This window comes from Geomonas sp. Red32, assembly GCF_023652955.1.
Taxonomy (GTDB): Bacteria; Desulfobacterota; Desulfuromonadia; order Geobacterales; family Geobacteraceae; genus Geomonas.
Genome location: NZ_JAKLOY010000002.1, coordinates 144814 through 171196 on the forward strand (window position 1 = coordinate 144814; position 26383 = coordinate 171196).

Below are 26383 nucleotides of genomic sequence, written 5' to 3' on the forward strand. Positions count from 1 at the left end.
GTGTTACGTGATGGCTAATTCTTCCTGCTCTACCTTGCCCCCGGCAATCCTGAACGAGCGGACCTCCGGATTATCCGGCTCCGTGAGCGAAACGATGACATAGGAAACATCGGGGGCCACCGCCAGCCGGATGTCTTCTTCCGAGGGGCAGGCAGGCGCTTGCGGATGGGAATGATAAATGGCAAGCATCGTGAGCGATCTCGCCCGCAGATCACGGGCCACCTCGAACTGCTCCTTGGGCTCCATCGTGAAGTGCTCGCGGCTGGCATCGGTGTTGGTCATCCGGTAAAGCCTGGAGACGGCGCCGTCGCTCCCGCCCAGGATCCCGCAGACCTCAAGCGGAAACCCGATGCGGGCATGGCCGATCAGCTCGTTGATGATTGCGCGCGGTATCTCGATCATCTCTTCTCCGGGCCGCAAGGCCCTATCCCCGTCGCCTCTCGCTAGAGCCGGGCCGGGGTGAGGCAGTCACGGCCGCCTGGTCCGGAATCCCCGGCGGTCCTGGCGGCTCGAAATAAGGGGAAGTTTCATTCTATTACTTGGCGGCGCATTGTAGGCCAGTACACGGCCTGAGTGAAGTGGAAAGCGTGGGAATGGGAAACTTGAGCGATATCGTCATAAACGCCTTCCTGATACTTTTCCATTTCAGTGGTGTAAACGGATAGCAATTACACACACTATTTGTCAAGTTAAAAATCGAGGATTAGGTCCCCCTCGCCCGCCTTTCGGCCACCATCAAAGCCTAAAGCGGCGAGGGGGAGGAAGCGCTTCCGGCACCTTCCCGGTTGAGGGACGAGGAAAGGGTGGGCGCTTGAGATAATGTCTAGAGAGGCGGGGGTAAGAGAGTGGGGTTTTTGCGGTACATGGCTACCACCGCGTGGCTCCGGTAGTAGTGGCTGATCCGCCGCATACCGTACGGGTTGAAGAGGGCATCGAGCTCTTCGTGGGTGAGGGTCTTCGAGCAGGTGCTGGTGAAATAGTCGTGGCAGGCAAGGGAGCAGCGTTCGCTCAGCCGCGGGCAGCGGGTCTCCATCAGCAGGTACCCGCCAGGGCGCAGGTTAGCGACGATGTTGCGGACGTAGAGGTCACGGCTGGCATGATCCATGATGATGTTGAAGACATAGGTTGAGAGGACGACATCGACATTGAGATGGCTTTCAGCGAGCACCTCCACCGGCAACAGCCGCTCCACGTACTCAAGGGCCGGCGCCCCGCTCAACCGGGCCACCTGGTCCGGCAGGTCGGCTGCCACCACGTGGAAACCTTCCCGCGAGAGATAGATCGCATTCCTCATGGTACCGGTACCGTAATCGAGAACACGCAGGGCCGACTGTTTCTTGAAGAAGCGGCTGTACCGTCTGACACCTTCGGATGCCGTGCTCATTATCTCTCTCCTCGCTACCGGCATTTACGTTCATCTGGAAATACTGGGGATAGCAGGCCCCCCCTTTGGAAAAGGGGGGACAGGGGGGATTTGTGACGTTGGCAACGGGGAAAATCCCTCAAAGTCCCCCTTTTTTTTAAAGGGGGACTTTGAGCCTCCCGATGAACCCTTTTTGAGCTCCTTCCCTTTCCCGGATGGGTGGCGCATTCATCTCATTACATTTATTTAATACCAAGTATACTCCTTCGCCCTGACAGTGGAGATGATGGGCGGGACCGATCCTGCTGTCCGGAGTCAGATCCCGGTTTAGTCACTATCTTCCGCCTCGGTGAACTCCCCACCCTCTCCTTCTGGAGATGGCCGGAGTGAAGACGGGAAAGGGAGCACGAAGAAGTAGCTGGTACCGCCGTGGTTGGGAGAGGGCCGTTTTGAGATGGAGTTGCGCTGGTTATCGGGAATGGAATCGGCAATCGGCAACTGCGCCGGGCCTTGCCTGGGGAAAGACGGTGGCGGTTAAACGAGGATGGTAAATTCGGCACCTTCCGCGGTGTTGTGCACGCTGATCCTGCCGTTCATGTTCTTCTCGATGATGTTCTTGGCCATGAAAAGGCCGATCCCGGTTCCCTGGGCACCTTTAGTGGTGAAGTGGGGCTCGAAGACCTTGTAGATGATCTCCTCCGGAATGCCGCCGGCGTTGTCGCCGATGGTCAGTACGGATCTTCCCTCCGAAGCCCCCATGGTGATGGTGACCCTTGGCTTCACCACGTTTCTCGCTTCGATAACTTCCCGGGCGTTACTCAGCACGTTGAGAATGACCTGCGAGTATTCGTTGGGATAGCCGTAGACGACCGGATCCTCTTTGTCGTTGACGACGATCTCGATCTGGCGGCTTTTGAAGCTTCCCTCGACCAGGTGAAGCGCATTGCAGACCACCTCTTTCAGGTGGAACTCGGTCTTTTCCTTGTCGGGCTTGAAGAAGTTGCGGAAGTCGTCGATGGTTCCCGACATGTGCTGGATCAGCATCATCGCCTTCTCAACGGTCTCCAGCAGCCGCTGCTCGGTAAAGACACCGGCGCGGAAGGCGACCGGAAGCGATTGCACCTGCAGAGCCAGCGAATTGAGCGGTTGCCGCCACTGATGGGCGATGTTCCCGATCATCTCCCCCATCGCCGCCAGCCTGCTCTGCTGCAGCAGCAGGTGCTCCTTGTGGTGGAGCTCCCGTACCGTGGCCTCCAGCTCGGCCGTCCTCTCCTCCACCCTCCGCTCCAGCTCGTCGCGGGCGGCCTGCAGCTCGACCTCCACCCGCTTGCGGTCGCTTACGTTGGTAAAGTAGACATCGAGCGCGTCCTGCCGCGGGTGGAGATGGACCTCGATCCAGTATCCCTTCTGAAGCCTGGATTCGAACTCCAGCCGGGCCATGGCCCCGGTCTCCCTCGCCTTGGTGAAAGCCGTACGTACCCTGGAGCCAGCTGGCCAGCCGGTGATCTCCCAGAGGTTCATCCCGATGAGGTCCATGCCGGGGCGTCCGAAATACTGCTGCGCAACGGGGTTGGCAGCGACGAAGCACCAGCCGGCATCCAGCGAGTAGTACCCTTCCGCTATGCTGTCCAGGGTGAGCTGCAACTTCAGGTTGGCCTTTTGGAGCTCCTCCTCGAAACGCTTTTGGTCATTGATATCCACCGCGATTGCGGTGAAGTAGCTTGGTTCGCCAGCCCGGTCACGGGCCAGCCCAACGGAGAGATTGACCCAGGAGATAGTTCCGTCCTTGCGGCGGTAGCGTTTGACGGTGTGGTAATCGGCCGTCTCCCCAGCCAACAACCGGCCGGCGAGCAGCAAATCGCCAGCGATATCGTCAGGATGGGTAACATCCTGGAAGGTCATTCCTTCCAACTCCCCGGCCGCGTACCCCAGGAGGTCCGCGTACACCCGGTTGACCTCCAGGAATTTACCGTCCAGCGCAACGCGCCCGACTCCCGCCGCTGCCGAATTGAAGACCGTGCGGAATTTCTCCTGCTCGGTTTGCAGCGCATGTTCCGCCGCCAGCCGCGCGCGTACGGAAGCGGAAACCTCGGTCGCCATCTCGATGATGGCAACCATGACTCCGAAAGAGACCAAAGGGGAAAGCTGCCAGTTGAACCAGCGCGGCCCTTCTGCGCCTCCGACCGGGAGCTCGTCTTGGCTGAAAGAGTGGCCGGTTTTCTGGACGCCGGTGAGGCGGGAGAGAATCCATCCGACGGGTGCCGTGCCGGTGGCATCCCGGCTTGCGGGGGGATCGGGAAGAAGGTCGAGGTAGGCGTTGTTGTGGGCGATCACCCGGAAAGGTGGGAGAGGCTCCCTGAGGGCTACCGGAGAGGAAAGGTCCAGAAGGTGCCCGGCTATCTGCAGTATATCCAGCTTGGCATCCCCCATCTCTACTACCCTTTCCATTGCCAGAAAAGCCCCTCAGGCGGCCTGACTGCGGGCCGGGCTACCTGAGGGGCGAATGTCGCCATGGGCAGGCCACGCTTCATGAGTGAACCGGCCCTGCCAGGTTGGCTGCCTGGTTACCTGATGAACTGTCTCAGCACGAAGGGGAGGATCCCCCCGTGACGGTAGTAGTCGAGCTCGTTGGATGTGTCGATCCTGACGACCACGGTGAACTCCGAGCTGGTGCCGTTGGCAGAGATCTTAACCTGCAGCTGTTGCCCCGGGGACAGGGATTCCAGCCCGGGGATCTCGAAGGTCTCCGTGCCGGCGATCCCGACGCTCTGGGCGCTCTCTCCGGGGAGAAACTGCAATGGAAGAATTCCCATCCCCACCAGGTTGGAACGGTGAATCCGCTCGAAGCTCTCCGCGATGACCGCGCGCACCCCGAGGAGCTTGGTCCCCTTGGCCGCCCAGTCGCGGGAGGAGCCGGTCCCGTACTCCTTCCCGGCGATCACCACCAGTGGCGTCCCCGCCTGGGCGTAGCGCATGGCGGCATCGTAGATGGCCATCTCCTCCCCTTGGGGATCGCCGCCGGCGAAGCACTTGGTCACCCCACCCTCCTGGGCAGGCACCAGCTTGTTGCGGATCCGGATGTTGGCGAAGGTCCCCCGCACCATGACCTCGTGGTTCCCGCGGCGGGCGCCGTAGGAGTTGAAGTCCTTGGGGGCGATTCCGAGCGAGACGAGGTAGCGGCCTGCGGGGGAATCCTTGGCGATGGAGCCCGCGGGGGAGATGTGGTCGGTGGTGATGGAGTCGCCAAGGTAGGCCAACACCCGGGCCCCCTGGATGTCCCCCACCGCGGACGGTTGCGGGGAGAGGTCCAGGAAGAACGGGGGCTCCTTGATGTAGGAGGAATCCGGCTGGAACTGGTAGAGCTCCCCGGTCGGGACCGTGAGGCGGTTCCACTGTTCGTCCCCCCGGAAGACGTCCGCATAGTTGCGGCTGAAGGATTGAGGGAGGACATGGGTGTTGACCAGCGAGGCGACCTCGGCGTCGTCGGGCCAGATGTCGGCCAGGTAGATTTCCTGCCCGTTGGCGTCGGTACCGAGCGGCTCCCGGGTAAGATCGATGTTGATATTACCGGCCAGGGCGTAGGCGACCACGAGCGGCGGCGAGGCGAGGTAGTTAGCGCGGACGTGGGAGTTGATCCTCCCCTCGAAGTTGCGGTTGCCGGAGAGAACGGCTGCCACCGCGAGCTCGCCGTCGGTGACCGCATTGGCGATGTGCTCGGGAAGCGGTCCGCTGTTGCCGATGCAGGTGGTGCAGCCGTAGCCGACCAGGTGGAAGCGGAGCGCTTCGAGGTAGGGAATCAGACCGGCCGCGGCCAGGTAGTCGGTGACCACCTTCGATCCCGGGGCGAGACTGGTCTTCACCCAGGGACGGACCTGCAGGCCGCGGCGGACCGCATTGCGGGCCAAAACACCGGCGGCCATCATGACCGAAGGGTTGGAGGTGTTGGTGCAGCTGGTGATGGCGGCGATGACGATGGAGCCGTGGCAGAGCTTGTAGGCGACGCCGTCCGGCTGCCGGACCGGCGCGCAGTGCCCCAGCGAACCGAGGTCCTGGTCCGGATGCACCTCCATAAGCTCACGGGCCACGGTAACCGGAGATCCCCCCTCCCCCAGCCACCGGTCCAGGGTCTCCTTGTCGATCTTGGCGGCGTCGGACTTAAGGAGCGTCACCAGCTGTCTGCGGAATGAGCCGCGGACGTCGGCCAGTGGTACCCGGTCCATGGGGCGGGAGGGGCCCGCCAGCGAAGGCTCCACGCTCCCCAGGTCGAGGTCGAGGGTATCGCTGAAGAGCGGCTCGGGGCGCTGCGGGTCGGGCCAGAGCCCCTGCTCGCGGAAGTAGGCCTCGACAAGCGGCGCAACCTCGCCGCGGCCGGTCATCTTCAGATAGGCGATGGTCTGCTCGTCCACCGGGAAGATGCCGATGGTGGCGCCGTATTCCGGGGCCATGTTACTGATGGTGGCGCGGTCGGCGATGCTGAGCGATGCAGCACCGGGGCCGAAGAACTCCACGAACTTACCGACCACCCCCTTCTTGCGAAGCATCTGGGTTACGGTGAGAACCAGGTCGGTGGCGGTGGCGCCGGGCTTGAGCTTCCCGGCGAGCCGGAATCCCACCACCTGCGGGATCAGCATCGAGCACGGCTGCCCGAGCATGGCCGCCTCGGCCTCGATCCCCCCCACGCCCCAGCCGACCACGCCGACGCCGTTGATCATGGTGGTATGGGAGTCGGTGCCGACCAGGGTGTCGGGGTAGAGCCAGGTCGTGCCGCCCGTCTCGTTTCGGATCACCACCTGGGCGAGGTATTCCAGGTTGACCTGGTGGCAGATCCCCGTTTCCGGCGGCACCACCCGGAAGTTGCGGAAGGCGGACTGTCCCCAGCGAAGGAACTGGTAGCGCTCGTGGTTGCGTTCGAATTCCAGGGTGGAGTTGGTCTTCACCGACGAGACGGTCCCATAGTGGTCGACCTGGACCGAGTGATCGATAACCAGGTCGACCGGCTGGAGCGGGTTGATCCGGGATGCCTTGCCGCCAAGCCGTGCCAGGGCCGACCGCATGGCGGCCAAGTCGGCGACCGCCGGCACTCCGGTGAAATCCTGGAGCAGAATCCTGGCCGGCATGAACTGGATTTCCCGGTCGGGGGTAGCGGCCGCTTCCCAACGGGCGACGGCCTCGATGTCGTCGCTTTTGACCGTCACCCCGTCCTCGCGCCTGAGCAGGTTTTCCAGCAGGATCTTCAACGAATAGGGAAGCCTGCCGATATCGATGCCGGCCTTTTGCGCAAAGGCATTGAGCGAGCGGTACTGGTAGTTTTTCCCGTCAACGGCGAGGGACTTGGTCGATTGGTAACTGTCGAGAAGATTGGTGGCCATTTTCACGCTCCAGGCAAGTAGTAACTACGCTCGTTCGAACAGACTCTTGTCCACACCGCACACCGGGCAGACCCAGTCGCCGGGAAGATCTTCGAAACTGGTTCCCGGTTCCACACCATTGCCGGGATCGCCGACCGCCGGATCATACACATAGCCACAGATGGTACAACGCCACTTTTCCATTACTGACCTCCTTGATCTTGATTGGATTGAGACATGAGGGCACGACTGTGAATGGATCAATCGAAAACGCGGTACTACAGAGAAAACCACATCCATTGTGTCGGTTGTCCCACGCGGAAACATTAGATAAAAATAGCGGCGCAACGGAGAAAGTCAAGCATGACAGCCTTTTGGACATTTACAGAAAGACGGCAACAGTGATACAAAATCAGGGGCGAGGCACTCCCCTCCCCTTTGCACTCCCCAAACAAACTCAAGGAAGCAAATCCAGAATGCAACGGTTACTCGGCAGGATAAACCCCGGCGCCATCACCTCCGAACAGCGCCCCATGCTCCGTTTTCTAATCATCATGACCGCGGCCTCGACCATCGGCCTTCAGGGATACACCATCCTTTTCAACAACTTCGCCGCCGAAGTGGTGCATCTCGACGGAAGCCAGGTCGGCATCGTGCAGTCGGTCCGCGAGGTCCCCGGGTTCCTCACCCTCCTGCTGGTCTTCATCCTCTTATTTGTCCGCGAGCATCGGCTGGCCGCCCTTTCGGTGGCGCTCCTCGGGCTGGGAACCGCCATCACCGCATTGGTTCCGACTTACGGGTGGGTCATCTTCACCACCGTGGTGATGAGCTTCGGCTTCCACTATTACGAGAGCACCAACCAGTCGCTCACCCTCCAGTACTTCTCCACTGCCGTCTCTCCATTGGTCTTCGGCCGGCTCCGGGCGCTAGGTGCCATCTCGAGCGTGGCGGCGGGGCTTCTGGTCTATGTCCTGGGGGCGGTGACGCAGTACCGCGAGATGTACCTGGCGATCGGGGGACTCGTGCTGGTGGCGGGTTTGTGGGGGCTCATGCAGGACCCCACCCACGCGGGGGTGGTGCCGCAGCGAAAGAAGATGATCCTGAAGAAAAGGTATTCCCTCTTCTACATCCTCACCCTTTTGTCGGGGGCGAGGAGGCAGATCTTCGTGGTCTTCTCCATCCTGCTGCTGGTCCAGGTCTTTCACTTCTCGGTGAGAGACATGACGCTGCTTTTCATCGTGAACAACATAGTGGCGTACATCCTCAACTCCCTCATAGGGAAAGCGATCAACAAGGTGGGAGAGCGCTTCATCTCTTCCATCGAGTACACCGGGGTCATCGTCGTCTTCCTGGTCTATGCCTTCAGCACCTCCAAGACCCTGGTGATGTTCATGTACATCGTCGACAACATCCTCTACAACTTCGACGTCGCCATCCGGACCTATTTCCAGAAGGTCGCCGATCCGGCGGACATCGCCTCCTCCATGTCGGTGGGATTCACCATCAACCACATCGCCGCCGTCTTCCTTCCCGCCCTCGGCGGTTACTTCTGGATGCTCGATTACCGGATCCCCTTCGTGGCAGGCAGCGCCCTCGGCGTGGTCTCCCTGGTGGCGGCCCAGTTCATGCGGGTGCCCGCGAAGAAGGCCGGGTCCGACGTTGCCACGGCCACTCCTGCCGCCCTCGCCCCTTCAGGGGAGACCGCGGTCTGAGAGTGCAGCTCGCTCCCCCACACCTCCCCTCCCACCAAACTAAAAGCCGAGTACTCATCATCTTCCGCTAGGCTCTTGCCGGCTCACCCCCTTTTGAGAAAGGGGGGCCGGGGGGGATTTCTCAAGGTCCGAACCCGCTGTAAATCCCCCTTTTTCAAAGGGGGACTTTCTGCCGCGGAAGATCATCGCTAATCAGGAACTAAAAAGAGCACCTGCCCGGATTTCGGACAGGTGCTCTTTAAATTCATGCTCCCAGCGGATCGTTACTTGAAGGAAGCCAGGATGTACTTTGCGATGGCGGCGGCTTCCTTGTTGGAGACCGTCTTGACGTCGAACTTGGTCATACCAGGACCGGGGTTACGCATCTTGGCGACGATGTCCTTCTCGGTCTTGACGCCGTTTGCCGCCATGACCTTCTTGCCGAGCGTTTTCTTCGCGTTGACGATGTTGCCGCCGTTGGGATGGCAGCTCGCGCAATGTTCTTCGAACTCGTGCTTCCCGTCGATCTTGCCACCTTTCGGTGTGTCGCAAAGAGCGGTGCCAGCCATCAGGGCAAGGGACAAACAGGAAACGGATGCGGCGAGAACTTTCTTCATGTGACTCCTCCTTGTAGTGAGCCGGCAATACCCGAATCGGGATTCCGATCAATGATTTGGCCCTGTTAGAGTGCCTCCCAGGGTGGAATCAATGCTAATCTAGATTTTGCGTTTGTCAATTACGCGGCTTGCCTTCCCTTCCGCCCTGGGGATGCTGTTCGGCTCCACCAGCTTGACGGCGGCCCCCACCCCGAGCATCGAGTCGATGCGGCGCTCCACGTTGTCGAGGAAGGCCTTCTGCATCTTCATTTCGTCGAAGAAGATGTTCTCGGTCACCTCGATCCTGATCTCCAGGGTGTCCATGGTCCCCTTGCGATCGACCACCAGCTGGTAGTGCGGCTCGCACCCTTCGATGGCGAAGAGCACCTCCTCGATCTGCGACGGATAGACGTTGACCCCCTTGATGATCAGCATGTCGTCGGAACGTCCCATGGTCTTCTTCATCCGGACGGTGGTCCTGCCGCAGTCGCACTTCGCGTAGTCGAGCGAGGTGATGTCGCGGGTCCGGTAGCGGACCATCGGGAAGGCCTCCTTGGTGAGCGAGGTCAGCACAAGTTCGCCGACGCTCCCCGGAGGAAGCACCTGGCAGGTATCGGGATCGATGATCTCGGCGATGAAGGAATCCTCCGAGATGTGCATCCCTTTCTTGCACGGGCATTCGCCGGCGACACCCGGGCCGATGACCTCGGAGAGTCCGTAGTTGTCGGTGGCGGAGATGCCGAGGCGGCTTTCGATCTCCCGCCGCATCGCCTCGGACCAGGGCTCGCCGCCGAAGAGGCCGACCTTGAGGCAGAGACTTTTCGGATCGATCCCCATCTTCTCGATCCGCTCGGCGATGGTGACCGCGTAGCTCGGGGTCGAGACCATGGCGGTGGTCCGGTAGTCCTGCATGATCATGATCTGCTTCTCGGTGTTCCCCGCCCCCATCGGGATGACGGAGGCGCCGATCAGCTCGGAGCCGTAGTGGAGGCCGAAGGCGCCGGTGAAAAGCCCGTAGCCGAAGGCGATCTGGACCACGTCGTCGCTGTTCACGCCGGCGGCGGTCATGAAGCGGGCGACCAGGTTGGACCAGACCTTGAGGTCGTTCTTGGTGTACCCCACCACGGTCGGCTTGCCGGTAGTGCCGCTCGAGGAGTGGATCCGGACCACCTCGCGAAGCGGCACTGCGAACATGCCGTACGGGTAGTTCAGGCGCAGGTCTTCCTTGGTGGTGAAGGGAAGTTTGGAGAGGTCGGAGAGGGAGAGGACATCCTCGGGGACGATCCCCGCCTCCTTGAACTTGTTCCGGTAGCAGGTGACGTTCTTATAGACGCGGTTCAGCGTCGCCTGCAGCCGCTCGAGCTGGAGCTGTTCCATCTCCTCCCGCGGCATGCACTCGTAATCGGGATCCCAAATCTGCATGACATCACCTCGTATAAAAATCCGAGATCCTTACCGTTCCCAGATCTCTTTCTTGTCGCGCCCCAGGTAGGCGCGCTGCACATCCTTATTTTCCAAAAGCTCCGAAGCCACCCCTTCGAGGATCACCTTACCGGTCTCCAAAACGTAGCCGCGGTCGGCGACCTTGAGGGCCGCCCGGGCGTTTTGCTCGACCAGGAGGATGGTGGTTCCCTCTTCGCTTCTCAGCCGCTGGATTACCTTGAAGATGTCCTGTACCACCAGCGGGGCAAGCCCCATGGACGGCTCGTCCAAAAGAAGAAGCTTCGGGCGGGCCATGAGCGCCCGGCCGATGGCGAGCATCTGCTGTTCTCCGCCGGAGAGGGTACCGGCGGCCTGGCGGCGCCGCTCCTCCAGGCGGGGGAACATGGCGAACATCCGCTGCAGGTCTTCCTTGATGGCGCCCTGCTGGCCGCGGGCGCGGTAGCGGAGGTAGGCGCCAAGCTCCAGGTTCTCCTCGACGGTGAGCGGATTGAAGACCTGCCGCCCCTCGGGCACCTGGGAGAGCCCAAGCGAAACCACCCGGTCGGCGGGAAGACCGGCGATCGATTTCCCCTCCAGAAGGAGTTCTCCGCTGGCGGCCGGGATGATGGCCGAAAGGGAGTTGAGGAGGGTGGTTTTCCCGGCCCCGTTGGCACCGATCAGGGTAACGATCTCCCCCTTGCTGAGGTGGAGGGAGACGTTCTTCAGCGCATGAACTTTGCCATAGTATGTGTTTAAATTCTTTATCTTAAGCATCGAACCCCATCCTCACCCCAGCCCTCACCTTGAAGGGGAGGGAGAGTGCAGGTAAGCAGGTAAAGTAACAATTCCCCCGCCCCTTGAGGGAGGGGGCCAGGGGGTGGGGGAAGGTGGCGCGGAGTGACGCTATCCGCGGCGCAGGAACCGCTAAAATCCCCCCTGTCCCCCCTTCGCAAAGGGGGGAACGCTAGGCCGGTCCTTGAACGCAAGGCCGGGTCATTCGGCCTCGCCCAGGTACGCGGTGACGACCGCCGGGTTGTCCTGGATCTCCCGCGGGGTCCCGGTGGCCAGCATGGTCCCCAGGTTCAGCACGACGAGGGAATCGCAGATGTCCATGACCAGGTCCATATCGTGCTCGACCAGCCCGACGGTGACTCTCAGGTCGCGGATCCGCTTGATCAGGTCGGCGAGGTCGGCGGTCTCGCTGCTGTTGAGGCCGGCGGCGGGCTCGTCCATCAAAAGGAGCTTCGGCTTGAGAGCCATGGCGCGGGCGATCTCCAGAAGCCTCCCCTTCCCGAAGGAAAGGGTCCCCGCCTCGACGTTCTCCAGCTCCGGAATCCCGACGAATTCCAGCCATTTTCTCGCTTCTTCCCGGATCCTCCGCTCCTCGCTCATCTGCCAGGGCATCCGCAAGGCACAGGCGAATATCCCGCTCTTGCTCTGGGTATGGAGGCCGACCATGACGTTTTCCAGCACGGTCATCTTCCCGAACAGCTCGATGTTCTGGAAGGTCCGCACGAGTCCCAGGTAGGCGCGCTTCTCGGGGGGCCAGTTGGAGATGTCCTTGCCGTCCAAGAGCACGGCGCCCTCGGAGGGGGGATAGATCCCGGTGGCGATGTTGAAGAGGGTCGTCTTGCCGGCGCCGTTGGGGCCGATGATCCCGGTGATGGATCCCGGGACGATCTCGAAGGAGATCCCCTGCAGCGCGGTCAGGCCGCCGAAGCGTTTGCCGATGCCGGTGAGCTTAAGCATGGGACCCCCTGGCCGGCACGATCTTCCTGAAAAGTGCGGGAATGCCGCGCACCAGGCCGCCGGGGAGATAGATGGTCATGGAGATCAGCAACAGCCCGTAGACGATGATGTCCATGTCCTGGAAGGCCCGCAGCATCTCGGGAAGCAGGGTGAGGAGCAGCGCACCGAGGACGCTTCCGAACACGCTCCCGAGCCCGCCGATGACCACCATGGTCAAGAGTTCGATGGATACCGGGAAGCTGAAGGAAGTCGGCGAGATGAAGGTCATCACATGGCAGTAGAGGCTCCCTGCGATGGCGGAAATGAATGCCGACAGGGCGAAGACCTGCACCTTCATGAGCCGGGCGTTAACCCCCATCACGCGGGCGGCCACCTCGGAGTCGTGAATCGCACGCAGGCCGCGCCCAAAGCGGGAATTGACCATGTTCATCGCCAAAAGGATCGAGACCAGCGCGAAGCTCCAGACCAGGTAGTAGTTCTTGATATCGGAGTCGAAGACGAAGCTGCCGATGGAGAGGTTTTCGATTCCCGACAGGCCGGAGGGCCCGCCGGTGAGATCGACCGTCTCGTTGAAGGAGATGTAGGCGATCACCCCGACCCCCAGGGTGGCCATGGCTAGGTAGTGCCCCTTCAGGCGGAGCACCGGGAAACCGATGGCGAAGGCGAAGGCGGCCACCCCGACGGCCACCAGTGCCATGGCGAGCCAGGGATTGATGACGTACTGGGTGTTGAGGACGCCCGAACCGTAGGCGCCCAGCCCGAAGAAGGCCGCCTGGCCGAGGGAGATCTGTCCGGCGTACCCCAAAAGGAGGTTGAGCCCCAGGGCCAGCATGCTGTTGATGCCGACGAAGATGAGCACGTTGGTGAGATACCCCTTGGGAATGAAGAGGGGGATGGCCAGCACCACCACGGCGAAGAGCAGGAATTTGAGCTTGTCAGATTTCATAGTGAACCTATTGGCAGCCATCCTCCCCCGTCAAGGGAAGGAGTGGTGGGGGAGGACGTCTCTCACACCCGCTCCGTTTCCCCCTTCTTGAAGAGTCCCTGTGGCCGTATGAACAGGATCAGCAGCAGGATCAAGAAAGCGATGGCGTCCTTGTAGCCGGAAGAGATCCACCCGGCCCCCAGCGATTCGAGGGTGCCGAGGATGAGCCCGCCGAGCACGGTCCCGAGCCCGCTCCCCATTCCTCCCATGATCGCTGCGCAGAACCCTTTCAGACCGAGCATGACGCCGACGTCGTAGGCGGTCATGGTAAGGGGGGCGATGATCACCCCGGCCAGCGAGCCGAGGGCGGCGCTGATCCCGAAGGAGAGGAGCACCATGCGCCCGACGCTGATGCCGACCAGGTTGGCCGCCTTGCGGTTGAAGGAGCAGGCCCGCATCGCCTTGCCGGTGATGGTGTGGTGGAAGAAGAAGCGGTTCCCGGCGATGACCAGCAGCGTCACGCCGAAGATCCAGATGTGCTGGGGAAGCATGGTGGCGCCGGCGACCTCGATCGGGTCGTTACCGGAGAAGGCGGGAAGGGCCTGGGTGTCCTTTCCCCACAAGAGCATGACCAGCCCCCGGATCAGGATGCTGGCGCCGATGGTGATGATGATCAGGGCAAGCGGGGTGGCGTTCTTGAGCGGCCGGATGGCCAGCCGCTCGAAGACCACCCCCACAGCCGTGGTGCCCAGGATGGCGACGGCCACGGCTATGAGGATGGGGAGCTTGAAGGCCGTGATGCAGAAGATGGTGATCACTCCGCCCAGCATGACAAACTCACCCTGGGCGAAGTTGATGATCCCCGTCGAATTGTAGATGATGGCGAAGCTGAGACCTATCAGGGCGTAGATGGCACCGGTGGCGAGCCCCGATATGACGAACTGCATCGTTTCCTTTAAGAACTCCATGAACCCCTTCTTTACTTGACCAGCGTCCAGTTCTTCTTCTTGACTTCGACCAGGACGAAGGCGTCCTTGGTAAGACCTGCGTGGTCGCGGGCGGCGTAGTTGAACACGCCGCCGATACCGGCGAAGTTGCGGGTCGCCTCGAGCTGTTTCCTGATGGCGGCGGGATTGTCTCCGCCCCTTTCGATGGCGTACCTGAGCAGCATGACGGCATCCCAGGCATGGCCGCCGAAGTGGTCGCCTTCGGTCCGGTAGTGGTGCTGGTAATCCTTGATGAAGGACTGGAGCGACTTCTTCTGCTTGTCGTTTTTGGGGAGCAGGTCGGCAACCAGCACCTTCCCGGTCGGCAGACGGATCCCCTCGGCGGCATCGCCGGCAAGCTCGATGAACTTCTTGGAGGAGACGCCGTGGCTCATGTAGAGCGGGATGTTGATCCCGAGCTGCTTGGCGTTACGGGCGATGACGGCCGGGCCGGGGTTGGTGCCCCAGCAGATGATGGCCTGGGGATGAACGCCGCGGATCTTGGTCAGCTGGGCGGTCATGTCGGTATCTTTCGGGCCGTAGGTGTCGTCGGCCACGATCTGGATCCCGTAGCGGGAGGCCTGGGCCTTGAGCTGTTCGCGGCCGGAGGCGCCGAACCCGTCGGAGACGGTGAGAAGAGCGATCTTGGTCCTTCTCTCCTTCTTGAGCTGCTCGTAGATACGGGCGACGGCGAGGCTGTCGTTCTGGGCGGTCTTGAAGACCCAGGGCTTCACCGGCTCGGTGATCTTGATGGCGGCGGCGCAGGAGATGAGGGGAACCTGGGCCTTCTCGACCACGGGAATGACCGCCATGGTCTCACCCGAGGTGCTGGGGCCGATGATGGCCACCACCTGGTCGTTCTTGATCAGCTTGTTGGCAAGCTGGACGGCCTTGGTGGAGTCGCCGCCGGTGTCGTAGGCGATCAGTTCGATCTTCCGCCCCTTGATGCCGCCGACCCGGTTGATCTCGTCGACGACCATCTGGGCGGTGTTACGCTCGGGCTCGCCGAGGAAGGATGCGGGACCGGTGACCGAAAAGAGAGCGCCGATCTTGATGGGAGCTGCGGCCATTGCGGCCGAGGCCATGCAAAACACGAAGAATGAAACAAGAGCTACGGTGATGAGTTTTTTCACGTACTTCCCCCTTTCATTTCATTGCCGTTACCGTTTACCCCTCCCCCCAGCCGGCAACCGGGTGGCGCCCTGCGATGATGACGGTTCCATCGCCGCCGGAAGAGCGTCCCCCCCTTTGGCAAAGGGGGGACAGGAGGGATTTGCCTTGGTTGCTAGTGAACGATGGCCCAGGTCCCCTTGTCGATGCGAACCATCTCGAAGGCGGAGAGATCGAGGCCGTTGTGGTCGCCGGCACTGATGTGGAAGATGCCGGAGACACCGGCCAGCTTGCCACCTTTCTCGATGCCGTCGCGGATCTGGGCCGGGGTGGCGGCACCTTTGGCAAGGGCGCCGGCCACCAGCTGGAAGCCGTCCCAGGCGTAGCCGCCGAAGGTCGACGGCTCCACGCCGTAAGCCTTCTTGTAGGAATCGGCGTACCCTTTGAGGACCTTGGCCTGGGGATCCTTCTTGCCCAGGAGGTTGTACACGGTGAGCTTGCCGGCAGGAAGCATCAGCCCCTGGGCGGCTTCGGGACCGGCCAGTTCGATGAACTTCTTGGAGGCGACGCCGTGGCTCTGGTAGAGCTGGGTCTTCATGCCAAGCTGGTGCATGTTGCGGGTGATGACGGCCGGCCCGGGGTTGGTACCCCAGCAGATGATGGCGTCCGGCTTGGCCGACTTGATCTTGGTGAGCTGCGGAGTCATGTCGGTGTCTTTCGGCGAGTAGACCTCGTCGGCCACGATCTTGAACCCTTTCTTGGCGGCCATCTGTTTGAGCTGTTCGCGGCCCGAGGCCCCGAAGGAGTCGGAGACGGTGATGATCGCGATATTCTTCTGCTTCAGCTTGGCGGCCTGGTTGAGGATCTTCTCGGCGGCCACGTGGTCGTTGGCCGGGGTCTTGAAGACCCACCTCTTCACCGGCTCGGTGATCTTGATCCCGGCGGCGCAGGAGATCAGCGGGATCTGCTCCTTCTCGACGAGCGGGATGATGGCCATGGTCTCCCCGGTGGTGGAGGGGCCGATGATGGCGACGACATGGTCGTTCTTGATCAGCTTGTTGGCGAGCTGAACCGCCTTGGTGACGTCACCGCCGGTGTCGTAGGAGAAGAGTTCGATCTTGCTCCCCCTGATCCCGCCCTTGGCGTTGATCTCCTTCACGAGAAGATCGAGGGTGTTCTTTTCCGGTTCACCCAGGAACGACGCCGGACCGGTCACCGAGAAGAGCGCCCCGATCCGGATCGGACCTGCGGCGAACGCGGTGGCGGCGGTGCAGATAGCCACCAGAAAACATCCAACAGCAAATAACCTTTTCATTCGACAAGCCCCCCTGTCCTTTTAGTTAAACAGCGTTTTGATACTGCCAAACTAAGGTTTTAGAGGTCCCCCTCCAGTCAGGGGGCTCGTCGATGGTTCCCCCTGTCTAGAGGAGAACTTCCGCCTCGATTATCAACCGGCTGCCGCCGGAGCAGCCGCAATGCACTACATGCTGTACAGCCTTTCCCCCGGGAGCACGGTGAAGCCGTTGCCGGCCAGAGCGGAAAGAGCCTTCTCCGTCTCGTCGAAACGGAAGATCATGACGGCGTTCTCGCCGCAGCGTTCGACGAAGGCGTACATGTACTCGACGTTGATGCCGTCCTTGTCGAGCGCCTGGAGGATGTCGGCGAGCCCGCCGGGACGGTCCGGGATCTCGACCGCCACCACGTCGGTCTTGCTGACGGTGAAACCCTTCTCCTTCAGGACCAGCTTGGCCTTCTCGGTATCGTTCACGATCAGGCGCAGGATTCCGAAGTCGGAGGTATCTGCCAGGGAAAGGGTACGGATGTTGATGCCGGCGTCTCCCAGGATGCGGGTAACCTCGGCGAGCCTGCCGAACTTGTTTTCGATGAAGATGGAGATCTGTTCCACGTGCATGACTATCCCCCTTTTGGCTTTGATCGGAATTGAAGTTACCTCCCCCCTTGTCAAAGGGGGGGCGGTGGGGATTTGCCTCGAATCAAATCCCCCTAAATCCCCCTTTAACAAGGGGGACTTACCTACAAAGGAATTCTAAGGATCTTCGCAACTACGCCTTCGGCCTGTTGTCGATTACCCTTTTGGCCTTCCCTTCGCTTCTCGTGATGCTCTTCGGCTCGACCAGGCGGACGCGGCAGGTGACGCCGAGCATCTCCTTGATCTGCTTCTCGATGCGGGCGGAGAGAGCCTGCAGGTGCTTGACCTCGTCGGAGAAGAGATCCTCGCCCACCTCGACCTGGACCTCCAGGGTGTCAAGGTTGTCCTTTCTCTCCACGATCAGCACGTAGTGCGGCTCGACCCCTTCCACCCCCATCAGGATGGACTCGATCTGGGACGGGAAGACGTTAACGCCGCGGATGATCAGCATGTCGTCGCTTCTGCCGCTCATGCGGGCGATGCGGGCGTGGGTGCGGCCGCAGGCGCACGGCTCGTAGGTGAGCGAGGTGATGTCCCGGGTCCGGTAGCGAAGAAGCGGGATCCCCTCCTTGGTGATGGTGGTGATGACCAGCTCGCCCTTCTCGCCGGCCGGCAGCACCTCGCCGGTCTCCGGGTTGATGATCTCGGGGATGAAGTGGTCCTCCCAGATATGGAGCCCCTTCTTCGCCTCGCAGCACTCGATGGCGACCCCCGGCCCCATGATTTCGGAGAGGCCGTAGATGTCCACCGCGGAGAGGTTGAGTTTCCCTTCGATATCGGCCCGCATCGCCTCCGACCACGGCTCGGCGCCGAAGATGCCGACGCGAAGCTTCAGGTCGCGGAAGTCGATCCCCTCCTCGCGGGCGGCTTCCGCCATGAAGAGGGAGTAGGACGGGGTGCAGGTCAGGACGGTGGAACCGAAGTCCTGCATGATCATGATCTGTTTCTTGGTGTTCCCCCCGGACATGGGGATGACGGAGGCGCCCAGCTTTTCGGCGCCGTAGTGGGCCCCGAGGCCGCCGGTGAAGAGACCGTAGCCGTAGGAGTTATGGATGATGTCGCCCTTGTGGACCCCGGCCGCCACGAAGGAGCGGGCCATCAGCTCGCTCCAGGTGTCGATGTCTTTCTGGGTGTAGCCGACCACCGTCGGCTTGCCGGTGGTACCGGAGGAGGCGTGGATGCGGACGATGTCCTCCATCGGCACCGCAAAGAGCCGGTACGGGTAGGAGTCGCGCATGTCCTGCTTGTAGGTGAAGGGAAACCGGCGCAGGTCTTGGAGGCTCTTGATGGAATCGGCGGTGAGACCGGCCTTGGCGAGCGACTCGCGGTAGAAGGGAACGTTCTCCTGGACCCTGGCCACCATGGACTTCAGCCTCTTAAGCTGCAGCGCCTCGAGCGCTTCCCGGGGCAGGGTCTCGAATTCCTCGTTGAAATACATGGCGCACTCCCTAAAAAACAGTCTTTTTCTTCGCCAATCCAAGGTCATCGCCCGTTCAAAAAGGTTCATCGGGGCAACCAGGAAAAGCTGTCGAACAAGGTCCCCCCCTTGTCAAAGGGGGGACAGGGGGGATTTGAAGCTCAGGGTAAAGAGGCAATCCCCCCGAATCCATCTTTAAAAAGGGGGGACTATCCGGCTAGGACAGCGACCGGCCCACCTGGAAAGCCTTGAGGTTGACCTCCAAAGCCTTCTTGGGGACCATCTTCTCGATCGACTCCAGCCAGAACTTCTCCTCGATGTGCATCCGCTTCGACACCGCACCCAGCAGCACGATGTTGGCGGCGCGAGCGTTACCCGCCTCGATGGCCAGCTGCTGGCCGTCCACCAGGAGAAAGTCCGGGAACCTGGCGGAGATCTTCCCGGCGAGATCGGCGGGGTAGCTCTCCTGTCCCATCAGCACGGAAGGAGGCGGAATGCAGAGATCGTTGGCGATCACCGCGGCGCCCTCTTTCAAAAGCGGCAGCGAGCGGTAGCTCTCCATCAGCTCAAAGCCGAACAGGATGTCGGCCTCCCCTTCGGGAACGATCGGGGAGAAGACCTCCTTGCCATAACGGACGTGGGAGACGACCGAACCGCCGCGCTGCGACATGCCATGGATCTCGCTCTTCTTGACGTCGAAACCGGCCAGCATGCAGGTCTCGGAAAGCACCTCGGCGGCCAGCAGGATACCCTGCCCGCCCACCCCTACCAGGAGGATATTGGTTATCTTGTCGCTCATTTCGCCTCCTGAATCGCGTTGAACTTGCAGAGCTGGCGGCAGACTTCGCAGCCATTGCACAAGAGCGGATCGATGTGTGCCTTACCCTTCTTCTCGCCAGGGGTTCCCACCCACTCGATGGCGGGGCAGCCGATCTTGAGGCAGGCGCGGCAGCCGCTGCAGGAATCCGGCTCTACGGCGAGGGTCCCCCCTTTGACGAAGACCCCTTCGCGCTTGATGAGGACGCACGGCTGGTTGGTGATGATGACCGAGGTCTCCGGCCGCTCCATCTCCTCGGCGATCGCCTTCTGGCACTCGTCGAGGTCGTGCGGGTTGACGCCGCGCACGTGCTTCACGCCGATGGCCTTGCAGAGCATGTGCAGGTCGACCGCGTTGGTCGGGTCGTCCATCAGGGTGTGGCCGGATGCCGGGTTGTCCTGGCGGCCGGTCATGGCGGTGATCCGGTTGTCGAGGATGATGACGGTAGCGGCGCCCTTGTTGTAGACCATGTCCATGAGGCCATTGACGCCGGTATGGAGGAAAGTCGAATCGCCGATCACCGCGACCACCTTCTTCTGCTCCTCGGGGGGCAGAACCTTGACCGCGCCGGTAGCCATCCCGATGGAGGCCCCCATGCAGATGCAGGTGTCCATGGCGGAAAGGGGCGGCATGAAGCCCAGGGTGTAGCAGCCGATGTCGCCGGTGACGTAGGCCTTGAGTTTATTCAGGGAGTAGAAGACGCCGCGGTGCGGGCAGCCCGGGCACATGTTGGGGGGACGCCCCGGAAGCTTCTCGGGAGCCACCGGCTCCTGCTCGGGGAGACCGAAGCCCCTCCGGATCCTGCCGGGAGTGAGCTCGCCGCAGATGGAGAGAATCTCCTTGCCGGTCACGGCGATGCCGGCCGCCTTTACCTGCTCCTCGATGAAGGGATCGAGCTCCTCCACCACGTAGAGCTTGTCGACCTTGGAGGCGAACTCCCTGATCAGCTCCATGGGGAGCGGGTGTACCATACCGAGTTTCAGAACCGATGCCTCGGGGAGCACTTCGCGGACGTACTGGTAGCTGACCCCGGCGGTGATGATCCCCATCGAGGTGGAACGCATCTCGGTCCGGTTGATCGGCATGGAGCAGCCGTCCTGGCCGAGCTTCACCATGCGGTCTTCCACGACGTAGTGGCGGCCGCGGGCGTTGCCGGGGAGCATGACGTACTTCGGCGCGTTTCTGACCAGCTTCGGCTCGGGGAGGTCCCCCTGCCTCTGCCCCAGTTCGACCACCGACTTGCTGTGGGAGATACGGGTGGTGGTCCGGAGCATGACCGGGGTGTCGTACTTCTCGGAGATCTCGAAGGCAAGCTTGGTGAACGCCAGGCACTCCTGGGAGTCGGAGGGCTCGAGCATGGGCACCTTGGCGAACTTCGCGTAGTTGCGGTTATCCTGCTCGTTCTGGGAGGAGTGGAGCTCCGGGTCGTCGGCGGTAACCAGCACCAGGCCGCCGTTTACTCCCACCCCGGTGTAGGAAAGGGTGAAGAGCGGGTCGGCGGCGACGTTGACACCGACGTGCTTCATGGTGACGATGGATCTCGCTCCGGCGAAGGAAGAGCCGATCCCCACCTCGAGGGCAACCTTTTCGTTGGGGGCCCAGGAGGAGTTGATCTCGCGGTAGCGGATGATGTTTTCAAGAATCTCGGTGGAGGGGGTTCCAGGGTAGGCGCAGGCGACCCTGACGCCGGCCTCGTAGGCCCCTCGTGCGATGGCCTCATTACCAGAAAGTATTTCCTTCATTGAGTACCTATTTCCTTGTAAGACGATTTGCTGAGTCGGCGAAATATACAGGACTACCGCTTTGACTGTCAACTGCTTTCTAGAACATCGTTCAATACTTAGACCGCTTCTTGACGGGTTCTTTACTCTCTTCAAACACTTAACAGAGAAGGGAGGAGATGGGTCGAATCTCATTGTTCCATCAAAACTTATTCACCCTCCTTAAACACAGTTTCATTCCCCCAAACCGCCTCCAACCTCTAGCTAAGTCGAAGCCCCAAAACGCCCCATCCTTCGACTACCGCCCCCTAAGATTTCCCCCCCGCCGGGCCGGCGTGAGCGATGAAACGAATAAGGTATAATGAATCCAGCCCCGGCAGTGCAAAGTGGCCGGAGGCTTTGCGGAGGACATCATGACATTTCTTTTCCATTGGCTGATCCGGGCGCTCGCCATCATCATCACCGCCTATCTCTTGCCGGGAGTGAGGCTCTCCGGCTTCTTCGCCGCCCTGGTAACCGCGCTGGTGCTCGGCTTGGTCAACACCTTCATAAAACCGATCATCCTGTTGCTGACCCTCCCCTTCAACATCCTTACCCTGGGACTGCTCACCTTCGCGATCAACGCGTTCATGATCCTTCTGACCAGCGCCGTCGTTCCCGGCTTCCAGGTCACCGGCTTTTTCTGGGCCCTCATCTTCAGCCTCGTGCTGGCGGTGATCAACTTCGCCCTCGGCACGATGATCTTCTGAGCCGCTCCCATGACCACCGGCGCCATCCGCATCGGCACCTGCTCCTGGACGGAATCCGAAGGGGGAGAGGCCGGCACCTTCGGGGTCGAGAGCCCGCACGACCGCCTGGCACGCTACGCCGAGCGGTTCGACACCGTCGAGGTCGACAGCAGCTACTACGCCCTCCCCGCCCCGTCCATGATCCGTGCCTGGCTGGAACGGACTCCGCCGGGTTTTCTCTTTCACGTCAAGGCGTACGGGGCGCTGACCGGCCACGGCATCGATCCTTCCCGCCTCCCGCCGCAACTAAAAAGCCTGGCCGTCTCCCCTTCCCTGCTCCCCGAAGCAGCGATGCTTGCCAACTCTTCCGCGGATCGCGAACTGGTCCGGATCTCGGACCCGGTGGCCCTGCGGGAGGTGGCCGACGCCTTTTGCGAGGTACTCCAGCCGCTGCGGGAGGCAGGAAAACTCGGCTTCATCGTCTTCCAGTATCCCCCCTGGTTCACCTGCAAAAGCGCCAACCGCGACTACGTCCTGTACTGCCAGGACATGATGAAAGCCTTTCCCATCGCCGTGGAGTTTCGGCATGGAAGCTGGCTGACCACGCCCCGCGCCCCCGGCACCCTCTCCTTTCTCAGGGAAAACCGGATCTCCTACATCGCCTGCGACGAACCCCAGTACGGCAACCTCACCACCGTACCGTTCCTGCCGGACCTCACCACCAAGGTGGCCTACCTGCGGCTGCACGGCAGGGACAGCGAGGGGTGGGCGGGGCATGCACTAAGCCGGGAAATGTATAGCTACGGCGAAAACGAGCTCCGCCTCTTCGCCAACCACGCCACCCGCCTGGCCCGAAAGGCACGGACCGTCTTCGTCATGTTCGCCAACTGTCATGGGGGGCACGGACTAAGAAACGCACTGACAATGAAAACCATCTCTAACTGACGATGGGCAGGGTTTTCTCTCAAAAACCGGCACTGAATGGCGACCTAATTCGTTTTATTTAGACATTGCAACACCTTAAAAGGTGTTATATAGTGGCCGCGCAATTGTGGGCCATGACTCCTGACAATGCGGCAGCCGCTCTTTTTGCCGGCTTGTCGGGACCACCTTTCACGCTGCCCGCTCCGGCGGACACCAAAGAGAACACTTCATGATTTTCCAACTCAAAAGACGACTAGCCGCACTGGCAGAGGCCATAAGAAGGCCATCCGACTCCGCCTATGACCAGGAAGGCTTCTCACTGATAGAGATGGTGGTGGTCGTTGCCATCATCGCAATTCTCGCGTCCCTGGCGATACCGGCCTATTCCCAGATCGAGGACCTCGCCCGCAATGCCAGGGCCGTGGTCGAGATACGGGAAATGGAACATGCCATCGCCGCCTACTCGATCGAGCACGGTGGCGTGTACCCGACCACCCTGGCGGACATCGGCCGCCCCAATGCCATCGACCCGTGGGGCGCACGCTACGTTTACTCTGATTTCAAGCCCCCCAACGATGCCCCCCGACTGGGCTCCATCGGATCCAGCGACGACCAATGGAACACTGACTTCGACCTGTACAGTCTCGGCACCGACAGCGACTCCAAGGCCAGCAACTTCATCGACCCATCCACCCAAAACGATGTCATCCGTGCCGGCAACGGCGCCTACTGTGGCTTGGCCAGAGACTTCTAACCATCGATGCGGCGACCGCCGCGCCGATCAGCATCCTTTACAGAAGGTAATCGATTTATGACGTGCAACTGCCCAAAATGTCACGCAACCATAGAGCTCGACCTTCCCGAAGTGACCGAACAGGGGACTTCTGCCACCTGCCCCTCTTGCAACGCAAGCTTCAACATCTACCGGGAATCGTTTGGCGGCCGCGCCTTCCGGAAATCGGCCGAACTCTCCTGCGCTAACTGCGGAGAACAGCTCGGGCCGGAGAACCACTGCCGGACCTGCGGAGCCCCCTTCCCCGACTACGTAGTAGCGGGGCTGGGTCGCCGCAAGGCCGTCCGCAAGGTCACCAAGCTCGAACTGAAGTCCAACCCTTTCCAGAGAAAGGTAAAGTACAAGCCGACGCTCCCTACCCTGGACGAGGCGATGAACCTGGAAGGCGGGGCCAGGAAGAAAACGCAAGCAGCCAGCGAAGGCTTGACCAAAGGAAAGAAGATCGCCATCGCCCTCCTCGTGGTGGCCGTCATCGCCCTCGGGGGGGCCGGCTTTTACTTCAAGAAGAAAGCCGAGGACAACTACATCAAGAACTTCGCCCAGGCCACCTACGCCGTTCAACTGGGCGCCGACAAGTGCCGGAAGGTCAGCCAGAAACTCGCCGCCGACTGGAAAGCAAAGAACGACGCGGGGCAGCCGTTTACCCCCCGCATCGGCATCACGGACGAAAAGGACCTCGGCATCATCTCCGACAGAATCACCGACCTCAAACACTCCATGTCGAGAGAGCCGGGCAAGTTCGAGGGATGTACCGACAAGCTCGGTAAAATCGAGGCCCCCTACAACAAGATGAAAAACATGGTCCTCAATCCCGGCAACTCGCTGCCAGCCTTCATAGACTCGGCCAACAAGCTGGACGCCGAATACAACGCCGGCGCGAGCGACTTCAAGGGGAGCATCCCCACCGAGGCCCTGGATCGTCTGCGCCAGGCATCCCAGCACTACATTGGGCTCAGGACGCTCTTCAAGTAGGGCAGAAAAATAGCGCCGCCGCCCTCTCACCGGGGGGACCGACTCGAGACTTTTCCGCTTAAGGAAAGCGATAAAAAAAGGGAGCTCCCCACCGGGAGTTCCCTTTTTCGTTCCGTCAGCTAAAGCCGATTGCTAGCCGGAGGCTTAGACTCCCGCCAAGATGTCGTTGACCACCACCCCCGCCATGGTCAGCCCGAAGATGGAGGGGATGAACGACACGCTCCCCAGGATCACCCGCCGGTGCTCACACGAAAAGCGCTGGTCGTCCTTATTGGGACAGATGCAGTTCCCCTTGCACCCGCCATCCTTGATCGCCTGCTCACGGTATTCCTCGGTCGAATACACCACCTTCACCCCGTCCGCCACCCCCTGCTTCTTCAGGAGCTTGCGGACCGAGCGGGCCATCCGGCACTTGGTGGTCTGCGAGATGTCGGCCACCTTGATGAGGGTGGGATCGAGCTTGGAGGCCGCCCCCATGCTGGAGACGATCGGGATTCCCCTCTCCTTGCAGGTGCGGATCAGGTGGAGCTTGCTGGTGATGTGGTCGATGGCGTCGACCACGTACTGGTAGCGGTCGGAAAGGAGGAACTCGCTGTTTTCAGCCGAGTAGAAGTCCTGGTAGGGAACGACCTCGCAGTCGGGGTTGATGAGCCGCATGCGATCGGCCATGACGAGTGCCTTGGCCTTGCCGACGGTGCCGTCCATCGCGTGCAGCTGGCGGTTGACGTTGGTCAGGCAGATCTCGTCGAAGTCGACGATGACCAGCCGGCCCACACCGGCGCGGCAGAGGGCTTCGGCTGCGTAGCTCCCCACCCCGCCCAGCCCGAAGATGGCGACGGTGGAGTTCTTGAGTTTATCGAGCCCCTGCGGGCCGATAAGAAGTTCAGTACGGGAAAAGCGATGCAGGTGTGACATGTGGATCCTTCGGCGAGTTAATGGATTGCCGGGGGGCAGGCCGCGGCATATTCCCGGAGTATCGCACAAGCGGCACTTCTCATGAAAGAGAAAGTTGCACAAGGGGACTGGCACCGCCAGGCGCCTGTCCCCCACTCCCTTATTAGTGTTACCAATCCAGCCGCTGGTCCATCTGCAGGGCCGGCTCGCCGGAGGCAGGCTTCCCGACCACCTTGGCAGGCACACCGGCCACCGTTGCGTGCGGAGGGACCTCCTGCAGGACGACGCTGCCGGCGGCGACCTTGGAGCAGTCCCCAACCTTGATGTTCCCGAGGATTTTGGCCCCGGCGCCGATGAGGACGCCATAGCCCACCTTCGGGTGCCGGTCCCCGCTCTCCTTCCCCGTCCCCCCCAGGGTGACCTCGTGGAGCATGGAGACGTCGTCACCGACGACCGCGGTCTCCCCGATCACCACGGAGGTGCCATGGTCGATGAGGATCCCCTTCCCGATCAGCGCCGCCGGATGGATGTCCACCGCGAAGACCTCGGAGATACGGTTTTGTAGAAAGAAAGCCAGCGGGCGGCGCTCACTTTTCCAGAGCCAGTGGGCGATCCGGTAGGCCTGCAGGGCATGGAACCCCTTGTAGTGCAGAAACGGCTGGGCCAGCCCCTTGGCGGCTGGATCCCGCTCGAGCACCGCGGTGAGATCCCTCCTGACGGCCACCCTGATCTCCTCGGAGGAGGCGAACGCCTGGTTGGCCACATCTCGTAGCGACATCGAGGAGAGATAGGGAGAGGCGAGTTTTCCGGCCAGGTGGTAGGAGAGCGCGTCTTCAAGGGTCTTGTGGTTCAACACGGCGGCGAACAGGTAACTGGCGAGCATCGCTTCGGAGCGGGCCATTTCGACCACCTCGTTGCAAAGCTTTTCCCATACCGGATCCCCGGCCGACTCCTCCTGCTTCTGCATGGCTCCCTCCCGGTCATTCTCAATAGTTAC

General features: G+C 61.5%; 24 protein-coding genes. 5 read left to right on the plus strand and 19 right to left on the minus strand.

Annotation, left to right across the window (positions count from 1 at the left end):
* Positions 1 to 3: 3 nt before the first annotated feature.
* The 5 genes from L4X63_RS07580 to rd all read right to left on the minus strand — a co-directional run bounded on the left by L4X63_RS07580 (position 4) and on the right by rd (position 6915).
* Positions 4 to 402 (minus strand): M67 family metallopeptidase, encoded by a 399-nt coding sequence (locus tag L4X63_RS07580; RefSeq protein ID WP_250678012.1) that lies wholly within the window; start codon positions 400 to 402, stop codon positions 4 to 6.
* Positions 403 to 823: 421 nt separating this feature from the next.
* Positions 824 to 1384 carry a class I SAM-dependent methyltransferase gene (locus L4X63_RS07585; RefSeq protein ID WP_250678013.1) on the minus strand — a complete coding sequence of 187 codons (561 nt, stop codon included), beginning with the start codon at positions 1382 to 1384 and terminating at the stop codon, positions 824 to 826.
* 513 nt (positions 1385 to 1897) lie between these two features.
* Positions 1898 to 3811 carry a PAS domain-containing sensor histidine kinase gene (locus L4X63_RS07590; RefSeq protein WP_250678014.1) on the minus strand — a complete coding sequence of 638 codons (1914 nt, stop codon included), beginning with the start codon at positions 3809 to 3811 and terminating at the stop codon, positions 1898 to 1900.
* A 116-nt stretch (positions 3812 to 3927) separates the two neighbouring features.
* Positions 3928 to 6732 carry an aconitate hydratase AcnA gene (acnA, locus tag L4X63_RS07595; protein WP_250678015.1) on the minus strand — a complete coding sequence of 935 codons (2805 nt, stop codon included), beginning with the start codon at positions 6730 to 6732 and terminating at the stop codon, positions 3928 to 3930.
* 24 nt (positions 6733 to 6756) lie between these two features.
* Positions 6757 to 6915, minus strand: coding sequence for a rubredoxin (gene rd, locus L4X63_RS07600; RefSeq protein ID WP_250678016.1), 159 nt, complete (start codon positions 6913 to 6915; stop codon positions 6757 to 6759).
* A 272-nt stretch (positions 6916 to 7187) separates the two neighbouring features.
* On the opposite strand from rd, the gene L4X63_RS07605 reads away from it, so the two are divergent.
* Complete coding sequence (locus L4X63_RS07605; protein ID WP_250678017.1) at positions 7188 to 8423, plus strand: MFS transporter; 1236 nt, start codon at positions 7188 to 7190, stop codon at positions 8421 to 8423.
* A gap of 263 nt (positions 8424 to 8686) precedes the next feature.
* Here the strand turns inward: L4X63_RS07605 and L4X63_RS07610 are convergent, their stop codons facing one another.
* The 12 genes from L4X63_RS07610 to iorA form a co-directional block, all read right to left on the minus strand.
* Positions 8687 to 9019, minus strand: a complete 333-nt coding sequence (locus tag L4X63_RS07610) for a c-type cytochrome (protein ID WP_250678018.1) — start codon at positions 9017 to 9019, stop codon at positions 8687 to 8689.
* A gap of 99 nt (positions 9020 to 9118) precedes the next feature.
* The gene (locus L4X63_RS07615) at positions 9119 to 10420 is read right to left on the minus strand and encodes a phenylacetate--CoA ligase family protein (protein ID WP_250678019.1); all 1302 of its coding nucleotides are present in this window, start codon (positions 10418 to 10420) and stop codon (positions 9119 to 9121) included.
* Between the two features lie 30 nt (positions 10421 to 10450).
* A complete protein-coding gene (locus tag L4X63_RS07620) occupies positions 10451 to 11194 on the minus strand; it encodes an ABC transporter ATP-binding protein (RefSeq protein WP_250678020.1) in 744 nt (247 codons plus the stop codon).
* A 219-nt stretch (positions 11195 to 11413) separates the two neighbouring features.
* Positions 11414 to 12169 carry an ABC transporter ATP-binding protein gene (locus tag L4X63_RS07625; protein WP_250678021.1) on the minus strand — a complete coding sequence of 252 codons (756 nt, stop codon included), beginning with the start codon at positions 12167 to 12169 and terminating at the stop codon, positions 11414 to 11416.
* Complete coding sequence (locus L4X63_RS07630; RefSeq protein WP_250678022.1) at positions 12162 to 13115, minus strand: branched-chain amino acid ABC transporter permease; 954 nt, start codon at positions 13113 to 13115, stop codon at positions 12162 to 12164. Before L4X63_RS07630 ends, L4X63_RS07625 begins: the two co-directional genes overlap by 8 nt.
* Positions 13116 to 13177: 62 nt before the next feature.
* Positions 13178 to 14062: a branched-chain amino acid ABC transporter permease gene (locus L4X63_RS07635; protein WP_250678023.1), complete on the minus strand. Its 885-nt coding sequence runs from the start codon at positions 14060 to 14062 to the stop codon at positions 13178 to 13180.
* Between the two features lie 11 nt (positions 14063 to 14073).
* A complete protein-coding gene (locus L4X63_RS07640; protein WP_250678024.1) occupies positions 14074 to 15213 on the minus strand; it encodes an ABC transporter substrate-binding protein in 1140 nt (379 codons plus the stop codon).
* 152 nt (positions 15214 to 15365) lie between these two features.
* The gene (locus L4X63_RS07645) at positions 15366 to 16505 is read right to left on the minus strand and encodes an ABC transporter substrate-binding protein (protein ID WP_250678025.1); all 1140 of its coding nucleotides are present in this window, start codon (positions 16503 to 16505) and stop codon (positions 15366 to 15368) included.
* Between the two features lie 165 nt (positions 16506 to 16670).
* Positions 16671 to 17102, minus strand: coding sequence for an ACT domain-containing protein (locus L4X63_RS07650; protein WP_250678026.1), 432 nt, complete (start codon positions 17100 to 17102; stop codon positions 16671 to 16673).
* A gap of 151 nt (positions 17103 to 17253) precedes the next feature.
* Positions 17254 to 18558 carry a phenylacetate--CoA ligase family protein gene (locus L4X63_RS07655; RefSeq protein ID WP_250678027.1) on the minus strand — a complete coding sequence of 435 codons (1305 nt, stop codon included), beginning with the start codon at positions 18556 to 18558 and terminating at the stop codon, positions 17254 to 17256.
* Between the two features lie 196 nt (positions 18559 to 18754).
* Positions 18755 to 19336, minus strand: coding sequence for an indolepyruvate oxidoreductase subunit beta (locus L4X63_RS07660; protein ID WP_250678028.1), 582 nt, complete (start codon positions 19334 to 19336; stop codon positions 18755 to 18757).
* Positions 19333 to 21096: an indolepyruvate ferredoxin oxidoreductase subunit alpha gene (iorA, locus tag L4X63_RS07665; protein WP_250678029.1), complete on the minus strand. Its 1764-nt coding sequence runs from the start codon at positions 21094 to 21096 to the stop codon at positions 19333 to 19335. The genes L4X63_RS07660 and iorA overlap by 4 nt, the downstream gene beginning before the upstream one ends.
* Before the next feature lie 392 nt (positions 21097 to 21488).
* Between iorA and L4X63_RS07670 the strand changes: the two genes are divergently transcribed.
* From L4X63_RS07670 to L4X63_RS07685, 4 genes are all read left to right on the plus strand, one after another.
* On the plus strand, positions 21489 to 21824 hold the full coding sequence (locus L4X63_RS07670; protein WP_250678030.1) for a phage holin family protein: 336 nt from the start codon (positions 21489 to 21491) through the stop codon (positions 21822 to 21824).
* Between the two features lie 9 nt (positions 21825 to 21833).
* Entirely contained in the window at positions 21834 to 22748 is a 915-nt protein-coding gene (locus L4X63_RS07675) for a DUF72 domain-containing protein (protein ID WP_250678031.1), read from the plus strand.
* Positions 22749 to 22956: 208 nt separating this feature from the next.
* Entirely contained in the window at positions 22957 to 23481 is a 525-nt protein-coding gene (locus L4X63_RS07680) for a type IV pilin protein (protein WP_250678032.1), read from the plus strand.
* 57 nt (positions 23482 to 23538) lie between these two features.
* Positions 23539 to 24492 (plus strand): zinc ribbon domain-containing protein, encoded by a 954-nt coding sequence (locus L4X63_RS07685; RefSeq protein ID WP_250678033.1) that lies wholly within the window; start codon positions 23539 to 23541, stop codon positions 24490 to 24492.
* A 144-nt stretch (positions 24493 to 24636) separates the two neighbouring features.
* Here L4X63_RS07685 and L4X63_RS07690 read toward each other — a convergent pair whose 3' ends face one another.
* The gene (locus tag L4X63_RS07690; RefSeq protein ID WP_250678034.1) at positions 24637 to 25407 is read right to left on the minus strand and encodes a tRNA threonylcarbamoyladenosine dehydratase; all 771 of its coding nucleotides are present in this window, start codon (positions 25405 to 25407) and stop codon (positions 24637 to 24639) included.
* 148 nt (positions 25408 to 25555) lie between these two features.
* Positions 25556 to 26353 (minus strand): serine O-acetyltransferase, encoded by a 798-nt coding sequence (gene cysE / locus L4X63_RS07695; RefSeq protein ID WP_250678035.1) that lies wholly within the window; start codon positions 26351 to 26353, stop codon positions 25556 to 25558.
* Between the last annotated feature and the right edge of the window lie 30 nt (positions 26354 to 26383).

Bases quoted from the DNA above. Each gene is read 5' to 3' on its own strand.
- L4X63_RS07650 (WP_250678026.1), bottom strand. From the start codon at position 17,102: ATGCACGTGGAACAGATCTCCATCTTCATCGAAAACAAGTTCGGCAGG.
- L4X63_RS07680 (WP_250678032.1), top strand. From the start codon at position 22,957: ATGATTTTCCAACTCAAAAGACGACTAGCCGCACTGGCAGAGGCCATA.
- L4X63_RS07580 (WP_250678012.1), bottom strand. From the start codon at position 402: ATGATCGAGATACCGCGCGCAATCATCAACGAGCTGATCGGCCATGCC.
- iorA (WP_250678029.1), bottom strand. From the start codon at position 21,096: ATGAAGGAAATACTTTCTGGTAATGAGGCCATCGCACGAGGGGCCTAC.
- rd (WP_250678016.1), bottom strand. From the start codon at position 6,915: ATGGAAAAGTGGCGTTGTACCATCTGTGGCTATGTGTATGATCCGGCG.
- L4X63_RS07630 (WP_250678022.1), bottom strand. From the start codon at position 13,115: ATGAAATCTGACAAGCTCAAATTCCTGCTCTTCGCCGTGGTGGTGCTG.
- L4X63_RS07610 (WP_250678018.1), bottom strand. From the start codon at position 9,019: ATGAAGAAAGTTCTCGCCGCATCCGTTTCCTGTTTGTCCCTTGCCCTG.
- L4X63_RS07645 (WP_250678025.1), bottom strand. From the start codon at position 16,505: ATGAAAAGGTTATTTGCTGTTGGATGTTTTCTGGTGGCTATCTGCACC.
- acnA (WP_250678015.1), bottom strand. From the start codon at position 6,732: ATGGCCACCAATCTTCTCGACAGTTACCAATCGACCAAGTCCCTCGCC.
- L4X63_RS07585 (WP_250678013.1), bottom strand. From the start codon at position 1,384: ATGAGCACGGCATCCGAAGGTGTCAGACGGTACAGCCGCTTCTTCAAG.
- L4X63_RS07615 (WP_250678019.1), bottom strand. From the start codon at position 10,420: ATGCAGATTTGGGATCCCGATTACGAGTGCATGCCGCGGGAGGAGATG.
- L4X63_RS07590 (WP_250678014.1), bottom strand. From the start codon at position 3,811: ATGGAAAGGGTAGTAGAGATGGGGGATGCCAAGCTGGATATACTGCAG.
- L4X63_RS07605 (WP_250678017.1), top strand. From the start codon at position 7,188: ATGCAACGGTTACTCGGCAGGATAAACCCCGGCGCCATCACCTCCGAA.
- L4X63_RS07685 (WP_250678033.1), top strand. From the start codon at position 23,539: ATGACGTGCAACTGCCCAAAATGTCACGCAACCATAGAGCTCGACCTT.
- cysE (WP_250678035.1), bottom strand. From the start codon at position 26,353: ATGCAGAAGCAGGAGGAGTCGGCCGGGGATCCGGTATGGGAAAAGCTT.
- L4X63_RS07635 (WP_250678023.1), bottom strand. From the start codon at position 14,062: ATGGAGTTCTTAAAGGAAACGATGCAGTTCGTCATATCGGGGCTCGCC.
- L4X63_RS07690 (WP_250678034.1), bottom strand. From the start codon at position 25,407: ATGTCACACCTGCATCGCTTTTCCCGTACTGAACTTCTTATCGGCCCG.
- L4X63_RS07660 (WP_250678028.1), bottom strand. From the start codon at position 19,336: ATGAGCGACAAGATAACCAATATCCTCCTGGTAGGGGTGGGCGGGCAG.
- L4X63_RS07670 (WP_250678030.1), top strand. From the start codon at position 21,489: ATGACATTTCTTTTCCATTGGCTGATCCGGGCGCTCGCCATCATCATC.
- L4X63_RS07625 (WP_250678021.1), bottom strand. From the start codon at position 12,169: ATGCTTAAGCTCACCGGCATCGGCAAACGCTTCGGCGGCCTGACCGCG.
- L4X63_RS07675 (WP_250678031.1), top strand. From the start codon at position 21,834: ATGACCACCGGCGCCATCCGCATCGGCACCTGCTCCTGGACGGAATCC.
- L4X63_RS07655 (WP_250678027.1), bottom strand. From the start codon at position 18,558: ATGTATTTCAACGAGGAATTCGAGACCCTGCCCCGGGAAGCGCTCGAG.
- L4X63_RS07620 (WP_250678020.1), bottom strand. From the start codon at position 11,194: ATGCTTAAGATAAAGAATTTAAACACATACTATGGCAAAGTTCATGCG.